General features: G+C 63.0%; 15 protein-coding genes. 6 read left to right on the forward strand and 9 right to left on the reverse strand.

Features of this window, described 5'->3' with window-relative positions:
* Nucleotides 1-96: 96 nt before the first annotated feature.
* Complete coding sequence (locus tag OCT39_RS02175; RefSeq protein WP_263586068.1) at nt 97-576, reverse strand: peptide-methionine (S)-S-oxide reductase; 480 nt, start codon at nt 574-576, stop codon at nt 97-99.
* A 286-nt stretch (nt 577-862) separates the two neighbouring features.
* On the opposite strand from OCT39_RS02175, the gene OCT39_RS02180 reads away from it, so the two are divergent.
* Genes OCT39_RS02180 through OCT39_RS02190 form a run of 3 tightly spaced genes read left to right on the forward strand, consistent with a single transcriptional unit; the run spans nt 863 to nt 3,860 of the window.
* Nucleotides 863-1,729, forward strand: a complete 867-nt coding sequence (locus tag OCT39_RS02180; protein WP_263586069.1) for a putative selenate ABC transporter substrate-binding protein — start codon at nt 863-865, stop codon at nt 1,727-1,729.
* Nucleotides 1,730-1,731: 2 nt separating this feature from the next.
* A complete protein-coding gene (locus OCT39_RS02185) occupies nt 1,732-2,385 on the forward strand; it encodes a phosphonate ABC transporter ATP-binding protein (RefSeq protein ID WP_263586070.1) in 654 nt (217 codons plus the stop codon).
* A complete protein-coding gene (locus tag OCT39_RS02190) occupies nt 2,385-3,860 on the forward strand; it encodes a PhnE/PtxC family ABC transporter permease (RefSeq protein WP_263586071.1) in 1,476 nt (491 codons plus the stop codon). Before OCT39_RS02185 ends, OCT39_RS02190 begins: the two co-directional genes overlap by 1 nt.
* A gap of 89 nt (nt 3,861-3,949) precedes the next feature.
* On the opposite strand, the gene OCT39_RS02195 is transcribed toward OCT39_RS02190, so the two are convergent.
* Nucleotides 3,950-4,234 carry a YrhK family protein gene (locus OCT39_RS02195; protein ID WP_263586072.1) on the reverse strand — a complete coding sequence of 95 codons (285 nt, stop codon included), beginning with the start codon at nt 4,232-4,234 and terminating at the stop codon, nt 3,950-3,952.
* Nucleotides 4,235-4,378: 144 nt separating this feature from the next.
* On the opposite strand from OCT39_RS02195, the gene OCT39_RS02200 reads away from it, so the two are divergent.
* Nucleotides 4,379-5,635: a sensor domain-containing diguanylate cyclase gene (locus tag OCT39_RS02200; RefSeq protein WP_263586073.1), complete on the forward strand. Its 1,257-nt coding sequence runs from the start codon at nt 4,379-4,381 to the stop codon at nt 5,633-5,635.
* Between the two features lie 53 nt (nt 5,636-5,688).
* Nucleotides 5,689-6,954, forward strand: coding sequence for an S-methyl-5-thioribose kinase (mtnK, locus tag OCT39_RS02205; protein ID WP_263586074.1), 1,266 nt, complete (start codon nt 5,689-5,691; stop codon nt 6,952-6,954).
* Between the two features lie 94 nt (nt 6,955-7,048).
* Here the strand turns inward: mtnK and OCT39_RS02210 are convergent, their stop codons facing one another.
* Genes OCT39_RS02210 through mtnB form a run of 3 tightly spaced genes read right to left on the reverse strand, consistent with a single transcriptional unit; the run spans nt 7,049 to nt 8,895 of the window.
* On the reverse strand, nt 7,049-7,597 hold the full coding sequence (locus OCT39_RS02210) for a 1,2-dihydroxy-3-keto-5-methylthiopentene dioxygenase (RefSeq protein ID WP_263586075.1): 549 nt from the start codon (nt 7,595-7,597) through the stop codon (nt 7,049-7,051).
* A 30-nt stretch (nt 7,598-7,627) separates the two neighbouring features.
* Nucleotides 7,628-8,314, reverse strand: a complete 687-nt coding sequence (gene mtnC, locus OCT39_RS02215; protein ID WP_263586076.1) for an acireductone synthase — start codon at nt 8,312-8,314, stop codon at nt 7,628-7,630.
* Nucleotides 8,311-8,895 carry a methylthioribulose 1-phosphate dehydratase gene (mtnB, locus tag OCT39_RS02220; protein ID WP_263586077.1) on the reverse strand — a complete coding sequence of 195 codons (585 nt, stop codon included), beginning with the start codon at nt 8,893-8,895 and terminating at the stop codon, nt 8,311-8,313. The genes mtnC and mtnB overlap by 4 nt, the downstream gene beginning before the upstream one ends.
* Before the next feature lie 82 nt (nt 8,896-8,977).
* On the opposite strand from mtnB, the gene mtnA reads away from it, so the two are divergent.
* The gene (gene mtnA / locus OCT39_RS02225; RefSeq protein ID WP_263586078.1) at nt 8,978-9,994 is read left to right on the forward strand and encodes an S-methyl-5-thioribose-1-phosphate isomerase; all 1,017 of its coding nucleotides are present in this window, start codon (nt 8,978-8,980) and stop codon (nt 9,992-9,994) included.
* 19 nt (nt 9,995-10,013) lie between these two features.
* Here the strand turns inward: mtnA and recQ are convergent, their stop codons facing one another.
* The 4 genes from recQ to OCT39_RS02245 are packed head-to-tail and all read right to left on the reverse strand — an operon-like array spanning nt 10,014 to nt 15,257.
* On the reverse strand, nt 10,014-12,140 hold the full coding sequence (gene recQ / locus OCT39_RS02230) for a DNA helicase RecQ (protein WP_263586079.1): 2,127 nt from the start codon (nt 12,138-12,140) through the stop codon (nt 10,014-10,016).
* A 54-nt stretch (nt 12,141-12,194) separates the two neighbouring features.
* Nucleotides 12,195-13,034: a carbohydrate ABC transporter permease gene (locus tag OCT39_RS02235; protein ID WP_263587279.1), complete on the reverse strand. Its 840-nt coding sequence runs from the start codon at nt 13,032-13,034 to the stop codon at nt 12,195-12,197.
* Nucleotides 13,035-13,047: 13 nt separating this feature from the next.
* Nucleotides 13,048-13,932: a carbohydrate ABC transporter permease gene (locus tag OCT39_RS02240; RefSeq protein WP_263586080.1), complete on the reverse strand. Its 885-nt coding sequence runs from the start codon at nt 13,930-13,932 to the stop codon at nt 13,048-13,050.
* Nucleotides 13,933-13,985: 53 nt separating this feature from the next.
* On the reverse strand, nt 13,986-15,257 hold the full coding sequence (locus OCT39_RS02245; protein WP_263586081.1) for an ABC transporter substrate-binding protein: 1,272 nt from the start codon (nt 15,255-15,257) through the stop codon (nt 13,986-13,988).
* Between the last annotated feature and the right edge of the window lie 40 nt (nt 15,258-15,297).

Consider the following 15,297-nt stretch of genomic DNA (forward strand, 5'->3'; position numbering starts at 1 on the left):
CGTCTCCAGGAAGGTGAGCGCCCACTAGCCTACGAGCGATAGTTGACACTTCTGTGACAGCGCTGCCTGGATGGCAACCATTCACTGAAAAGCGCGCTAGACGCGATACTTGCGCAGCAGATCGAGCGGGATGTGGCAGTAGTCCTCAGGAAAAAGGGTCAAGCGGTCCTGATGTTCCGGATCGCTTTTGACGTAGTTGGAAAGCGGCGCCACCTCGACCGCGATCCTGTCGCTATCGTCACGCCCGCGAATATAGGCCCGGGCCGCCTCAAGATGCGCCGCTCGTCGGCTGTAGACCCCCGTGCGGTATTTTTCACCGACATCCTCCCCCTGGCGGTTCACGCTGTAGGGGTCGATGATTTCAAAGAAGTATCCCATCAGGGCCGCCACGCCCACCTCGCGCGTATCGAACTCGACGCGCACGCACTCCGCGTAGCCGTCGTAGTTCGATGACGTGGTCGAGGTGGTGCCGTTGGCCCGACCGGCTTCGGTACGCATGACCCCGGGGAGGTGGCGCATGAACTCCTGCACGCCCCATAGGCAGCCGCCGGCAAAAAAGATCTCGTGTATGGTCATTCGTTTTACTCTTTTTAAAAAAACGCCGGTACTTTCAATGCGATAAATAGGGGCGGCGTTGATGTGATCGGTCGCTTTTATAGGCGCTTTCAAGGCGCCTATCAAACGCACCAGCGTGTGCACACAAGGCGTCGGTCTCCTGATGAAAGTCGACAATCCTCTGGCGGTAAAGGATGATGTTTTCAAGCACCGTTTGACTGACAGCGCAGGCGATGCTGTTATTCTTGGGTTAGGTTTGCTTCGGCGTGCTCGGCGCCGGTTTCTTCATTCATGAAAGGACGCTCCCATGTCTCGCCCACCGCTACTGGCCCGTGCGGCCGTTCTGTTTGCGCTGGCCTCACCCTTGGCCGCCGCCGATACGCTGGTTTTCACCGCCATTCCCGACGAGGACGAGACGCGCCTGCAGCAGCGCTTTCAGTCGGTGGCAGACTACCTTTCTGACGAGCTCGATGTCGACGTGCGCTTCATTCCCGTGACCTCTTATGCCGCTTCGGTCACCGCGTTTCGCAACAATCAGGTACAGCTGGCCTGGTTCGGCGGCTTTACCGGCGTGCAGGCGCGCGAGCTGGTGCCCGGCTCCCAAGCGATCGCCCAGGGCGTCGAGGACCCGGAGTACAAGAGCTACTTCATCGCCAACGCATCCACCGGCATCGAGCCGGTCGAGTCCGATACCGCACCAAAAGCGCTCGAGGGGCTGACCTTCACCTTCGGCTCGCAAAGCTCGACGTCCGGGCGGCTGATGCCGGAGTACTTTCTGACTCGCGATCTGGGCGCCTCGCCGGGCGAGCTCTTTTCGCGCGTGGGCTACAGCGGCAACCACAGCCGCACGGTGTCGCTGGTGCAGTCCGGGGCGTATCAGGCGGGCGTTCTGAGCTATACCGCCTGGGAGAACGAGGTCGAGCAGGGCAACGTCGACCCGGAGCAGGTGCAGGTCGTTTGGGAATCACCGACCTATCCGGACTACCATTGGACCGTGCGCGGCGACGTCGACGAGCGCTTCGGCGAGGGGTTCACCGAGCGGTTGCAGCAGGCGCTTCTGGATATGGACGACCCGGAGCTTTTGGCGAGCTTCCCGCGCTCGGGCTTCATCCCCGCCTCGAACGAGGATTTCCAACCGATTCATGACGTGGCGGTCTCGCTGGACCTGCTGTAAGGGTGAGCGATTTCGTTTTACAAAACGCCGAGGCTTACTACGGCGCCACCCGAGTGCTCGAGCCGCTGTCGCTTACGATCGACAAGGGCGAGCACGTGGCGCTCATCGGCAAGAGCGGGGCGGGCAAGTCGACGCTGCTCTCCTTGATGTATGACCGCTGGCAGACACAGCCGGTGGCGCTGATGCCCCAGGCGCTGGGGCTCGTTGATACGCTGTCGGTGTTTCACAACGTCTACATGGGCAGGCTCGACCGCCACCGGTGGTGGCGCAACCTGGCGACCCTTGCCAAACCCTGGAAGCGCGACATCGACGAGATCGTCGCGCTGCTCGATGACGTTGGCATTGGCGAGAAGCGCTGGACGCCCTGCGGTGAGCTCTCCGGCGGCCAGCGCCAGCGCGTGGCGGCGGCTCGCGTGCTCTACCAGCAGGGCGAGTTGCTGTTGGCCGACGAGCCGGTCTCGGCGCTCGATGGCCCCCAGGCAAGTGCGATCATGGGCAAGCTGACCCAGGGCTATCCGCGCACGGTGCTGGCGATGCACGATCTGGAGCTGGCGCTTGCGTTCTGTACCCGAATCGTCGGGCTCAAGGAGGGGGCCATCGCGCTGAATGCGCCGAGCAAGACGCTCACCGCCGCCTCTCTTCAGGATCTCTACTGATGCCGCTCTCTGCCACGACCCGCGTCACGCTCGGGTTCGTTCTGCTGGCGCTGGTGTGCCTGGCGCTTGGCGATTTCGAGATCAGCGCCCACGCCCCCTGGCATTCGCTGGGCCAGCTTTTTTTAGGCTTGCTCCAGCCGGATTTTTCGAGCGTCGACTCGCTTGGCGGGGCGCTGTTGCGCACCGTGGCGTTTGCCTTCGTCGGCGTTGGGGTGGGCTCGCTTGCCGGGATGCTTCTGGCGCTTGTCTTCCACCGTTGGTGGGTGCGCACCTTCAGCGCCTTCATTCGCGCCATCCACGAACTCTTCTGGGCGCTAATCTTTCTTCAAAGCTTCGGCCTGCATCCGGTGACCGGGGTGCTGGCCATCGCCATTCCCTACGCGGGCATCTTCGCCAAGGTGTACGCGGAAATCCTCGATGAAACCGACCCGCTGCCCGGTGAGGCGCTGCCGCGAAGAGCCGACCGGGTCTCGACACTCGTCTACGCGCGTATCAGCCAGGCCTGGCCGCACCTGGTGAGCTACACGGCCTACCGTCTGGAGTGCGGGCTGCGCTCCAGTGCGGTGCTCGGTTTCGTCGGCATGCCGACCATTGGCTATCACCTGATGGCGGCGTTCGCCCAGGGCCACTACCCGACGGTGGGCGCGCTTTTGCTGATGTTTTACCTGTTGATCGGTACGCTCAGGTGGTGGGTGCGCCCGAAAATCCTGCCGCTTTATCTGCTCGTAGCGCCTTTCTTTCTGGGCACGGGGCTTCCCATCATGTGGTCGAACGTGACGCGGTTTTTCACCGAGGACATCGTGCCCGCGCCGCTCAGAAGAGGCGAGGGGCTCGAGGCACTGTGGGCGTGGTTGACCCGGCTGTTCGTCGACCAGGCGCTGCCGGGCATCTGGAATACGCTGCTGCTCACCCAGATCGCGCTGGTGGCGACCGGGGTGCTGGCGCTGCTGCTCTTTCCGCTGATTTCGCGCCACTTCATGGGCCGCTTCGGCGGCGTGGCGGGCCACGTGGGTCTGGTGGTGATGCGCTCGACGCCGGAGTACATGCTGGCGTTCATTTTGCTGCAGCTCTGGGGGCCGTCGATGCTGCCAGCGGTGGTGGCGCTGGCGCTGCACAACGGCGGCATCATCGCGCACCTTATCGGGCGGCGCAGCAACGAGGTGACGCTCAGACAGGACGCCCCAACGGGGGTGAACCGCTACGCGTACGAGATAGTGCCACGCCTTTACGGCCCCTTTCTGGCGCTTTTGTTCTACCGCTGGGAGATCATCATGCGCGAAACGGCGATTCTCGGCATCCTCGGCATCGCTACCCTCGGTTTTTACGTGGATAGCGCGATCCAGGAGATTCGCTTCGACCGCGCGATGGTGCTGATATTGATCACCGCGCTACTCAACATTGGCGTCGACGTGCTGGCAAGGCGCCTGCGCGGACATTTGCGCCTGCGTCACGGGGTCAATCGCCAGCAGTGTTAGGCGCTCTCTAACGAAGGCGACTCATGAGTCGATGAGCGGGTGCGCGCAGGCTCGGCTGCGCTAAAAACGTCGCGCCGCCAAAGCCTTGATCAGGCGTCCTGGTCGGTGTCCGGCAGCCGCTTGAAGTAGATGAAGCGGTGAAGCCGAATGAGCGGGCGAATCAAAAGCTGCACGCTGCCGATCAGAAACAGCCACACGCCGACGGTCTGAATGCTGCCCTCATAGAAAAAGCAGACGCTGCCAATCACGAACCAGATGCCGATCAGAATATCGTTAACGATGCTCAATACTTCGTAGCGCTGATGAACGACGAGTTCGCGCTGGCCAATGGTGAAAAGCCAGTCGCCGCTTTGGGAATGCTGTTGGCGCTGCATGAAAATCTCCTTGAATTAAAAACGAACGTTAAGGATAGAGCATGTGTCACATCGTGCTGGTACAGGTGCTGCGCGGCGTGTCATTGTTCAAAACGTGCCGTAAAATGTAAAAAAAGGTAAAGCGTTACGGGCATGGGAGAGCGTATGGATGACAGGGCGTTAGCGAAAGCCGTCGATGCTGAACTTTCGCAAAACGAGTTTCGTCTGAACTTCCCTTCCCCGCTTGAGGCGCAGTTCGAAGCCGATACCCAGAGTCGGCGGCGGCGCAGCATGTTGGTGTCGACGCTGATCGCGACCCCCATCTACTTTTTGTTTCTGGCCAACGACTACACGTTTCGCTCCGACATTTTCGATTTCATTTTGCTGGTGCGGGTGGGCGCCGTACTGCTGATCGGGATGCCCGCCTTTTGGCTGCTCTATCGAGGGGTAACACCATTTTGGCGCGAAACGCTCGTCGCTAATATCGTCGTGGGCGCCATGGTCGCCTCCTGTATCGTGCTGCGCGCCTCCCAGGCCCCCTTTTCCTACTACGACGTGTACTGCTTCGGCCTGATTCTGGTGGCCGGCAATACATTTTTTCCTCTGCGATTCACGTTTGCCTGCGTGACCACGGCGGTGTGTATCGCCGTCATGCTGGTCACCCTCGTCGGGTACGAGCCCATGCCGATAGAGGCCAAACGGTTGGCGTGTTTGGGAATCTTTTCCACGGCGCTTTTCACGCTGGTGACCTGCTATCGGCTGGAGCGCAACGAACGGCGCGCCTATTTACTGCTGCTGCGCGAAAGGATTCGCTCCGGCCACTACCGTCAGGATAACGAAAAACTCTCGAAGCTTTCGCTCACCGACCCCTTGACCAATATTGGCAATCGGCGCCAGTTCGAAGCCGCGCTTGAGGCCCGGTGGCAAGAGGCGCGCGTCTCCCAGGCGCCGCTGAGTCTCTTGATTATCGACGTGGATCACTTCAAGGCCTACAACGACCATTATGGCCACCCCGAAGGCGATGAGTGCCTGCGCCGGATCGCCGCCGCCTTGCAGGCCGAAAGCCGCGAGATCGACCAGGTCGCACGTATCGGCGGCGAAGAGTTTGCGCTGCTGCTGGCGAACACCTCCTCACACCAGGCGTATCAAACCGCCGAGCGTGTGCGTCGGCGTATCGAAGCGCTACATATCGCCAATCCCGGCGTCACTGAGTCAGCGATCGTGACGGTCAGCATCGGTGTGGCGGTCTCGAGCCAAAGTGAAGCCGCGGCGCCCAATGATCTGCTGGCGCGGGCCGACGTCGCGCTCTACCAGGCAAAGCTTGGCGGGCGCAACCGCACCTTCCTGGCTCAAGACGCCCCATGGCAGAAAAGCGCGAGCGGGGAGATGGATGCGCCTCGAGCGCCGCGTTCATCGAGTTGACTTTGCTATCGCGCCAGGCACAAATAGGCCGACTATTTTCGAAGGAGACGGTTGTGCAGGGCGATCAAAGCGGTAAATCCGACGGTTATGAAGCGCTCGATGTGGCGACGCTGGGCGCACGGCTGGGGGGCGTCGACGACGTTGCGCGACGTGTGGGCGGCGACCCCGCTCAGTGGGACGTGCGTGAGGTGGGCGACGGCAACTTGAACCTGGTGTTCATCGTCACCGGCGAGACGGGCAGCGTGGTGGTCAAGCAGGCGCTGCCCTATGTGCGCATGGTGGGCGAGAGCTGGCCGCTGCCGCTCTATCGGGCGCACTTCGAGTATTACGCCCTGGTACGCCAGGCCAAACGCGCCCCCGGCGTCGCCCCCGAGGTGTACCATTTCGACAAGGCCCAGGCGCTGATCGTGATGGAGTACCTGCAGCCGCACGTCATCCTGCGCCGCAAGCTGATCAAGGGCGAGCGGGTCGAGGGGCTGGGTAAGGTGCTGGGTGAGTTCTGCGCGCGTACCGCCTTTCGCGGCTCGGAGCTTTCGCTTTCGAGCCCGGAGAAGAAAGCCGACGTCGGGCTTTTTTCCGGCAACGTGGCGATTCCCGCCATTACCGAGTCGCTGGTGTTCACCGACCCCTATTTCGAGGCCGAGATGAACCACCACACCCCGGAGCTTGCCGAGGCCGTGGCCGCGCTTCGCACTAACGCCCTGCTCAAGGCGAAGGCCCAGCGGATGCTGTTGAAATTCACCGCCAACGCCGAAACCATGATTCACGGCGACCTGCATTCCGGCTCGATCATGGCGACCGAGTCGAGCGTGCGCGTGATCGACCCGGAGTTCTCCCAGTACGGGCCGATGGCCTTCGATCTCGGCATGGCGGTGGCGAACTTTCTGATGGCTTACTTCAGTCAGCCCGCCCACCGGGCGGCAGACGCGCTCGAGACGTATCAGGCGTGGATTCTCGAGGTGATCGGCGAGTGTTTGAACCGTTTCGACGACGAGTTTCGCCACCTCTGGCACACCGAGCGCAGCGGCATTCTTTACCCCCGCGCGCTGTTCGAGGACCAGAACCAGGAGAGCGAAACCGCCTGCGAAACGCTGCTGTTGGAGCTTCGCGACGACGCCTTGGCGTTTTGTGGCATCGAGATGCACCGCCGAGTGCTCTCGCTTGCCCACAACGCCGACTTCGAGGAGATCGGCGATACCGCGCTTCGCGCGACGCTTGAAACGCGCAATCTGAAAATGGGCGAGGAGCTGGTGATTAATCCCGGCGCCTACCGCAAGCCCCACGCGCTACTGGCGCTGGCTCGCGCTTACAATCGCTAAGAAAAGAACACTAATGACAACGCGGGCCATGGCCCGCGTTGTCGTTTCTGGCGGCCATGCGTGCTGGAGGCACGGCGGCGGCCGAGAGAGCGTTTTAAAGCTGGTCGAGACGATCGAAACGTCCGGCAATATCGCTGTCGGTCCAGTGCGGCACCCAGCCTTCGACGTTGTCGAAGAAACGCAGCGCCGTGAAGGAGGGTTCCGGGCCCATATCGAACCAGTGCGGGGTGTTGGCGGGTACGCTGATCAGGTCGCCCTGGGTGCAGAGCACCTGATATACCTTGTCGTCGAGGTGCAGGCAGAAAAGCCCTTGGCCCTTGACGAAAAAGCGCACTTCGTCCTCGTGATGGCGGTGCTCGTTGAGAAACTTCTGGCGCATGGCGTCCTTTTCCGGGTGCGTGGCCACCATATGGAGTACGTCCACCGTCTGGTAGCCGCCTTCGGCCTTCAGGCGTTCGATGTCCGCTTCGTACAGCGCCAGAATCTCTTCCTGGGTGGCGTCGTCGGCAATCTCGCCGGGCGTTTCCCAGCGCTCGAACAGCACGCCGACGCGGTTGAGTTCTGCCTTGATCTGCGCGCCGTCCTGAATATCCACCAGCGCGGCCTGCGGGTTCTGGTCGGCAAACACCTTGAGTTGTGACATGGGGCGCTCCTTTGAAGTGGGCGTTATGCGTTAGAGGGTGATGTCGTCGAAGCTTGCCACAACGCCGTGCTCGGTGCCCGCCTGCGTGCCTTCGCGCACCAGCTGCAGCGTTTTCATACCGGCACTTGCGGCGGCGTCGAGCTCTTCGACCACGTCCGATAGAAACAGGATCGACGCCGGGGCGAGAGCAAGCTCCTCCGCGATGCGCCGATAGGCATCCGCCTCGCGCTTGTGGCCGATATGGGTGTCGAAGTGGCCGTCGAACAGCGCCGTGAGATCACCGGCCTCACTGTGGCCGAAAAGGAGCTTTTGCGCCTGCACCGAACCGGAGGAGTAGACGTAGAGCGAAAGCCCTCGCTCTTTCCACTGGCGAAGACACGGCGCTACATCGTCATACAGATGGCCCTTGAAGGCGCCGCGCTGGTAGCCGTCCGCCCAGATCATGCCCTGCAGTGCCTTGAGCGAGGTGACCTTCTGGTCGCTTTCGATCCAGTAGAGCAGTGCCTCGATGACCTCGTCGAGGCTCGCCTCGGGCTTTGCAAGCTCGCGGCGCACGGCGTCGATCTGCTCGGCGACCTCGGGCTGGGCGCTGTGGGTCTGCACGTACTCGGGCAGCTGATCGTGGGCGTAGGGGAACAGCACGTCGTGGACGAAGCGGATGTCGGTGGTGGTGCCTTCGACGTCCATGATCACGGCGCGGATAGTGGAATCACTCATGAGTAGCGGCTCTCTTCCAGAACGCAGGCAAGCAGAAATTCGATCGCTTCCAAATGGCGCCGGCACTCGGCGATGGAGGCCCCAACGGCGTAGATGCCGTGGCCCTCGACCAGAAAGCCCCAGGGCATCGGCCAGCCGGCTTCTACATGGCGCGAAAGCTCGGCCATATCCTGAGAATTGGGAACGACCGGCAGCGTGATCGAGGCGTCGTGGGTCGTGTTGCCCAACAGCGCCTTCTGCATCTCGAAGCCTTCGAGCGCAATGCCTTGGGGGAAGCGGCGCGAGAGCACGGTGCTCGCCACGGTGTGAACGTGCAGCACGCAGCCGATCAATGAGTCGAGACGGTAGAGTGCGGCGTGCAGGTCGCTTTCGGCGCTCGGTTTGCCCGTGCCTTCGAGCACGCGGCCACCAGAATCGCACAAGAGCAGGTCATCTTCGCGCACGCGGGTCTTGTCGACGCCGGAGGCGGTGACGAGATAGCCATTATCCGAGCGAACGGAGAAATTGCCGCCGGTGGCCGGGGTCCAGCCATTGCCGGCGGCCCAGCTAATCGCCGCCAAGAGGTCGTCTTTTGAGGTCATGCGCGGTACCGGTCGCTATCCAAAGCGCTTCATTCTATATGATATGCTCCGCGCGTGATAAGTCGCCCCTCAGGAGTTGCCCATGCCCTTCGTTCAATCCCGCAGCCTGCGCGTCGATATCGAGGCCCTCGCGTATCTGGACCAGACGCGTCTGCCCCAGGTGGAGCAGTGGGAGGCCTGCAATACGCCAGAGGCCTGGCAGGCGGCGGTCAAGCGCCTGGCGATTCGCGGCGCGCCGCTGATCGGGCTGAGCGCGGCCTTCGTGCTGGCCCAGTACGCCGCACGAAACCCGCAGGGCAACTGGCAGGGCGTGAGCGATAATCTTCGCGCCACGCGTCCCACGGCGGTGAACCTGATGTACTGTCTGGACGCGATGGAGGCCTGCTTTGATCAAGGCGTCGAGGCGCTTTGGGCGCGCGCCACGGCGCTGTTCGAGGAGGACCGCGCGCTTTGCCAGGCGATGGCCGAGCGCGGCGCGGATCTTTTAAGGGACGGCGACCGAGTGCTGACCCACTGCAACACGGGGGCGCTGGCCACTGCCGGTGTGGGAACGGCCATCGGTGCGTTCTCCGTGGCCAATACCCGGGGCACCAAACTTCACGTCTACGTGAATGAGACCCGACCGCTTTTGCAGGGCGGGCGCCTGACCGCCTGGGAGATGGCGGATCTCGACATCGACTACCAGCTCATTTGCGACAGCATGGCAGCGAGCCTGATGGCGGCGGGCAAGGTCGACAAGATCATGGTCGGCGCCGATCGCATCTGTGCCAACGGCGACTTCGCCAACAAGGTGGGCACCTACATGCTCGCCGTGCTGGCGCACTACCACCAAGTGCCGTTCTACGTCGTCGCTCCCTACACCACGGTGGATACGGCCTGCGCCACCGGCGCCGAGATTCCCATCGAGCAGCGCGACGGCTCTGAAGTGCGCGGCGTGACCGGTGCCTTCGGCGAGGCGAGCTGGGCACCCAAGGATGCCCCGGTATGGAACCCGGCGTTCGACGTCACCCCGGCAACGCTTGTGACCGGCTGGGTGCTCGACACTGGTGTGTTTGATCAGGACGCCATCGCCCGCGGCGAGCACTGCCGCGAGCGCTAGCGTTGCCCTGGTCTTGGCCTTAGCCTGGCGCGTTCATCGCCGCACGCACGCAGGCCAGCACGTTGTAGTCGACCTGGCCGTCGAGCGCTTCGAAAACCGCTTTCATGCCGCCCCCCGCGTGCTGACGGATCGCGCTTTCGATGCGCTCGCGCTCGGCGGGCGCAAGCGTCATCACCTGATCGAGCATGAGCGCTCCGCCTTCAATCGCCTCCGCCAGGTGGCGGTAGATGGTATTGACGGTAAAGCCGCGACGGTTTGCGACGTCCTCGACCGGAAGACCCTGTTTCACCATGTCAGCGGACTGCCGAGCGCTATCACCGACGCTCACCGCCGGGGCGTCGCCCTTGTGCGCCCCGATCACGGCCAGAATTCCCTCGCCGTAATCCTCGAGCTTGCGCGCGCCGATGCCGGTGACGCCACCCAAGGCGTCCAGGTTTTCCGGGCGGCGCTCGACGAGCTCATTGAGCGTGGCGTCGTTGAAAATCACGTAGGCCGGCACGCCCTGCTCGTCGGCAAGCGCCTTGCGGTGGTGGCGCAGCGCCTCCCACAGCGGGCCGTGGCCCTGGGCGGGGGCGGCCCCTTTGCCGCGCCGTGTGGCTTTCGTTTTGACCGGCTTTCGAAGCGTCAGCGACTCCGCCCCGCGCAGCACCGGCTTGGCCTTGTTGGTCAGGTGGACGGCGCCGTGACCTTCGATATCCACGCTCAAATAGCCGCTGGCGATCAGCTGACGATAAAGCGCCTTCCACTCGTTGACGTTGAGCTCGGCTCCAATGCCGAAGGTGCTGACCCGGTCGTGGCCAAAGCGCGTGATCCGCTCGTTCGATTTACCCAGCAGCACGTCGACCAGATAGGTCACGCCAAAGCGCTGCTCGGTGCGAAAGACACACGACAGCGCCTTCTGCGCGGCCACGGTCGCATCCCAGGTGTCCGGCGGGGTCAGGCAGTTGTCGCAGTTGCCGCAGGGCGTTTCCAGATGATCGCCGAAGTAGTGCAGCAGCGCCTGGCGGCGGCAGCTGATGATCTCGCAAAGCCCCAGCATGGCATCGAGCTTCTGCTGCTCGATACGCTTTTGCTGGTCGCCGGCGCTCGAATCCTGCTGCATCTGACGCAGGGTGATCACGTCCTGCAGCCCGTAGGCCATCCAGGCGTCGGCAGCCAAACCGTCGCGCCCGGCGCGGCCGGTCTCCTGGTAGTAGGCCTCGATACTCTTGGGCAGGTTCAGGTGCGCCACAAAACGCACGTCCGGCTTGTCGATGCCCATGCCAAAGGCGATGGTCGCGACCACGATGACGCCGTCCTCGCGCAGAAAGCGGCTCTGGTTCTCCTGGCGCTGCTCCGGCGGAAGCCCCGCGTGGTAGGGAAGGGCGGTCAATCCCTGGCGTTCGAGCCAGGCCGCGGTGTCCTCGACCTTCTTGCGCGACAGGCAGTAGACGATACCCGCCTCGCCGTCGTGGTTCTCGCGAATGAAGTGCAAGAGCGCCTCGCGCGTGTTGCCCTGATTTTCGGCGATGTGATAGCGAATGTTGGGCCGGTCGAAACCGCTGTTGTAGAGCGCGGCGTTTTGAAGCTGCAGGTGCTCGATGATATCGCCGCGGGTGGGCACATCGGCGGTGGCGGTGAGCGCAATCCTGGGGACGCTTGGAAAGCGCTCGTGAAGCTGGGAGAGCTGGCGGTATTCCGGGCGAAAGTCGTGCCCCCATTGCGAGACGCAGTGGGCCTCGTCGATGGCGAAGAGCGCAATCGGTGTTTGGTCCAGTAGCGCCTGCATGCGCGGCGTGGCCAAGCGCTCCGGGGCGACGTAGAGAAGATCGAGGGAGCCTGCGCGAAGCTGATTTTCCACGGCCATCGCGTCCTGAAAATCGAGGCTCGAGTTCAGATAGGCGGCGCGCACACCGTTTTGCACGAGTGCAGCCACCTGGTCCTGCATCAGCGCGATCAGGGGCGAGACCACGATCGCCGTGCCCTCGCGCAGAAGCGCCGGAATCTGGTAGCAAAGCGACTTGCCGCCGCCGGTGGGCATCAAAACCAGCGCATCGCCGCCGTGAGTGACGTGTTCGATGATGGCCTGCTGCGGGCCGCGAAACTGATCGAAGCCGAAGACTTCCTGCAGCACTTTCAACGCCGCCGGGTGGGGTTCGCCGTGCATCCTCGCTCTCCTCGCTTGTTGACGCTTTTGAGGATTGTCGCACGAAAGCGGGGGCTACCGGATGCCCGCGCGTAGAAACGACTGCACGAACTGACGCTGAAAGAGCAAAAAAGCCACCAGAAGCGGGGCGATGCTCAAGAGCGTCGCCGCGCTGACCGTGGCCCAGTTGACGCCGGTTTCCGGCGCGGAAAAAACGCCCAGGCCCACGGTAAGTGGGCGGCTCTCGACGGAGTTGGTCACCACCAGCGGCCACAGGAAGTTGTTCCAGTGGTGGCTGATCGAGACCAGCGCGTAGGCCAGATACGTGGGCTTGGCCAGCGGCACGTAGACCTTCCACAGCACGCCAAGCCAGCTGCAGCCTTCAATACGCGCGGCGTCCTCGAGCTCTCGCGGGATGGTCTTGAAGGTCTGGCGCAGCAAGAAGATGCCGAAGGCGCTGGCCACGTAAGGCAGCCCCATGCCGGCGATGGTGTCGATCAAGCCAAGGCCGCTTGCGATACGGTAGTTCTCGACGATCAGCACTTCGGGAAACACGAACAGCTGGATCAGCACCAGCAGAAACAGCGCGTTCTTGCCGGGCACGGGAAAGCGCGCAAACGCAAACGCCGCCAGCGTACACACCACGAACTGCGCCGCCACCACGCCGGTGACCAGTAAAAAGGTGTTGAGGTAGTAGCGCGCGAACGGCGCTTGGGCCCAGGCGGTTTTGAAGTTCTCAAGGCTCAATGGCGCGAAGAGCTCGAAGCGCACCATGAACGCCGGCGGGTGAAACGCCGCCCACACCGCGTAGAGCAGCGGAAAGATCCAGACGATGGCCAGAAGCCAGGCGGCCACGGTCTCAAGCGAAAGCGTCAGCGCCAAGCGGCGGGGAGAGGCGGCGGCGAGCGTACTCATGGGCATGAAGTCGTCATTGATAGTGGGTCCGGCTGTCGAGAAGCGTGAACTTGAGCGTGGCCACCACCGCCAGCACCAGCAGAATCACCACCGTGATGGTGGCCGCCGTGGTGCGGTCGAAAAACGCGAAGGCGTTCTCGTACACGTAGTAGAGCAGCAGGTTGGTAGCGTTGTTCGGCCCGCCCTTGGTGAGAATGAACAGGTGATCGACCACGCGCACGGCGTTGATCAGCGCGTTGATCAAAACGAACAGGGTGGTCGGCATCAAAAGCGGAAAGGTCACCCGCCAGAAAAAGCGCGCGCGACTCGTGCCCTCGAGATCCGCCGCCTCCTTGAGTTCCGGCGCAATGCCCTGCAGGGCGGCCAGATAGAAGATCATGAAAAAGCCGGCTTCCTTCCACACCGACATCACGATGATCGAGTAAAGCGCCACGTCAGGGTCGCCCAGCCAGTTCACTCCGCCAAGTCCCAAGGCGCCGAGCAGCGTGTTGAATAGCCCGATCTGCGGGGCGTAGAAGAACATCCAGATATTGGCAGCGGCGATCATCGGCAGAATCGTCGGCGTAAAGTAGGCCATGCGTACCAGCCCGCGCCCAGGAAGTTTGCCGTTGACCAGCAGCGCCATGCAGAGCGCGAGCGCCATGGAGAGCGGAATGGTGCCCAGCGCGTAGAGCAGGTTGTTGCGCGCCACCTGCCAGAACTTGGGGTCCTCGAACAGAAACCGGTAGTTCTCGAGCCCGACGAATGCCGGCGGCGCGCCACGAAAGCCGGGCAGATAAAGGCTCTGAATCACCGTGGTGATCGTGGGCAGATAGGCGAAGAGACCCAGCAGCAGCGCGGCGGGCAGCAGCAGTAGCGCCCCATAGAGCTGGAGCTTGCGGTGGGCGGTCAGCGTCATGGTGAAGGCTCGCCGGTGAGTGAGCGCCGGGAAGGCCCGGCGCCTGAATAGGCTTAGCGGGCGTAGCGGCGCAGGATACGGTCGGCCTCGGCTTGCGCCTGGGTCAGTGCCGCTTCCGGCGTCATCTGGCCGGTGAGCGCGGCTTGCACGGCGTTATCCAGCGTGCGGCGAATGCGCCCGCCCTCATAGGTGGCAAGCTCAGCGGTGCCGAACTCGAGCTGGTCGCGGGCCACCGCCGCCGGCGGGAAGGCCTCGACGTAGTCGCGCAGCGCCTCGGTCTCATAGGCGGCGGGGCCCACGCCCATGTAGCCGGTTTCGATCGACCAGTCCGCGGCGCGCTCGGGAGCGGTCATCCAGCGGATGAAGGTCATCGCGGCGCGCTGCTCCTCCTCGCTGGTATCGGCAAAGATGTAGAAGTTGCCGCCCCCGGTGGGGCTACCGCGCTGCGTTTTGGCCGGTAGCATTGCTACACCAAAATCGAAGTCGGCGTCGCTCTTCACGGCACTCAGATTGCCGGTGGTGTGCCACATCATTGCCGTGGACTGCTCGAGGAAGTTCTGGCGAAGCGTCCCCCACTCGATGGTACCGCTGGGCATGACGCCATCTTCGGCAAGCGATACCCAGTACTCCAGCGCCTCGATGGCCGCCGGGTCGTCGAAATAGACTTCGGTGCCGGCCTCGTTCATCAGCCGGTGGCCGTTTTGATAGGCGAAGGCCTGAAACATCCAGTACGGGTAGCCGGTGGAGGGCACCATGACGCCCCACTGGTCACCGCTTGCTTCGCGCACGGTGGCGGCCATCTCGGCCATTTCATCCCAGTTTTGCGGCGGGGTGTCCGGGTCGAGCCCGGCCGCTTCAAAGGCGTCCTTGTTCCAGAACAGCACGATGGTCGAGCGCTGGAACGGGATGCCGTAGGTCTTGCCGTCGAGCTGGCCGTTTTCCATCAAACCGGGGTAAAAACCGTTCAGCCACGCGCGCTCTTCGTCGGTCTCGACCAGGTCGTCGAAGGCGACGATGGCGTTCTGCTCGATCAGCTCGAACAGGTCGATGGAGAACATCACCGAAAGCTCGGGCGTATCGCCGGCTTCGATGGCGGACATCGCGCGCACCCGGGTGTCGTCGTAGTTGCCGGCATAGATGGCCTCGACATCGATCTCCGGGTGTTCGTCCTCGAACTCCTCGACCAGCTCGTCGATCACGTCGGTCAAGGCGCCGCCCACCGACACCGGGTAGTACATCGTGAGATCGACCGCGGCGCTGGCCTGGGTGGCGCTCAAAAGGCCGGCGGCCAGCGCGGTGAGGGCAAAGGGAAGACGAGACGACATGATGAGCTCCTTCTGAATAGCGAGTGGATAACGAGTAGGT

It is taken from the genome of Halomonas sp. GD1P12 (assembly GCF_025725645.1).
Lineage (GTDB): Bacteria > Pseudomonadota > Gammaproteobacteria > Pseudomonadales > Halomonadaceae > Vreelandella.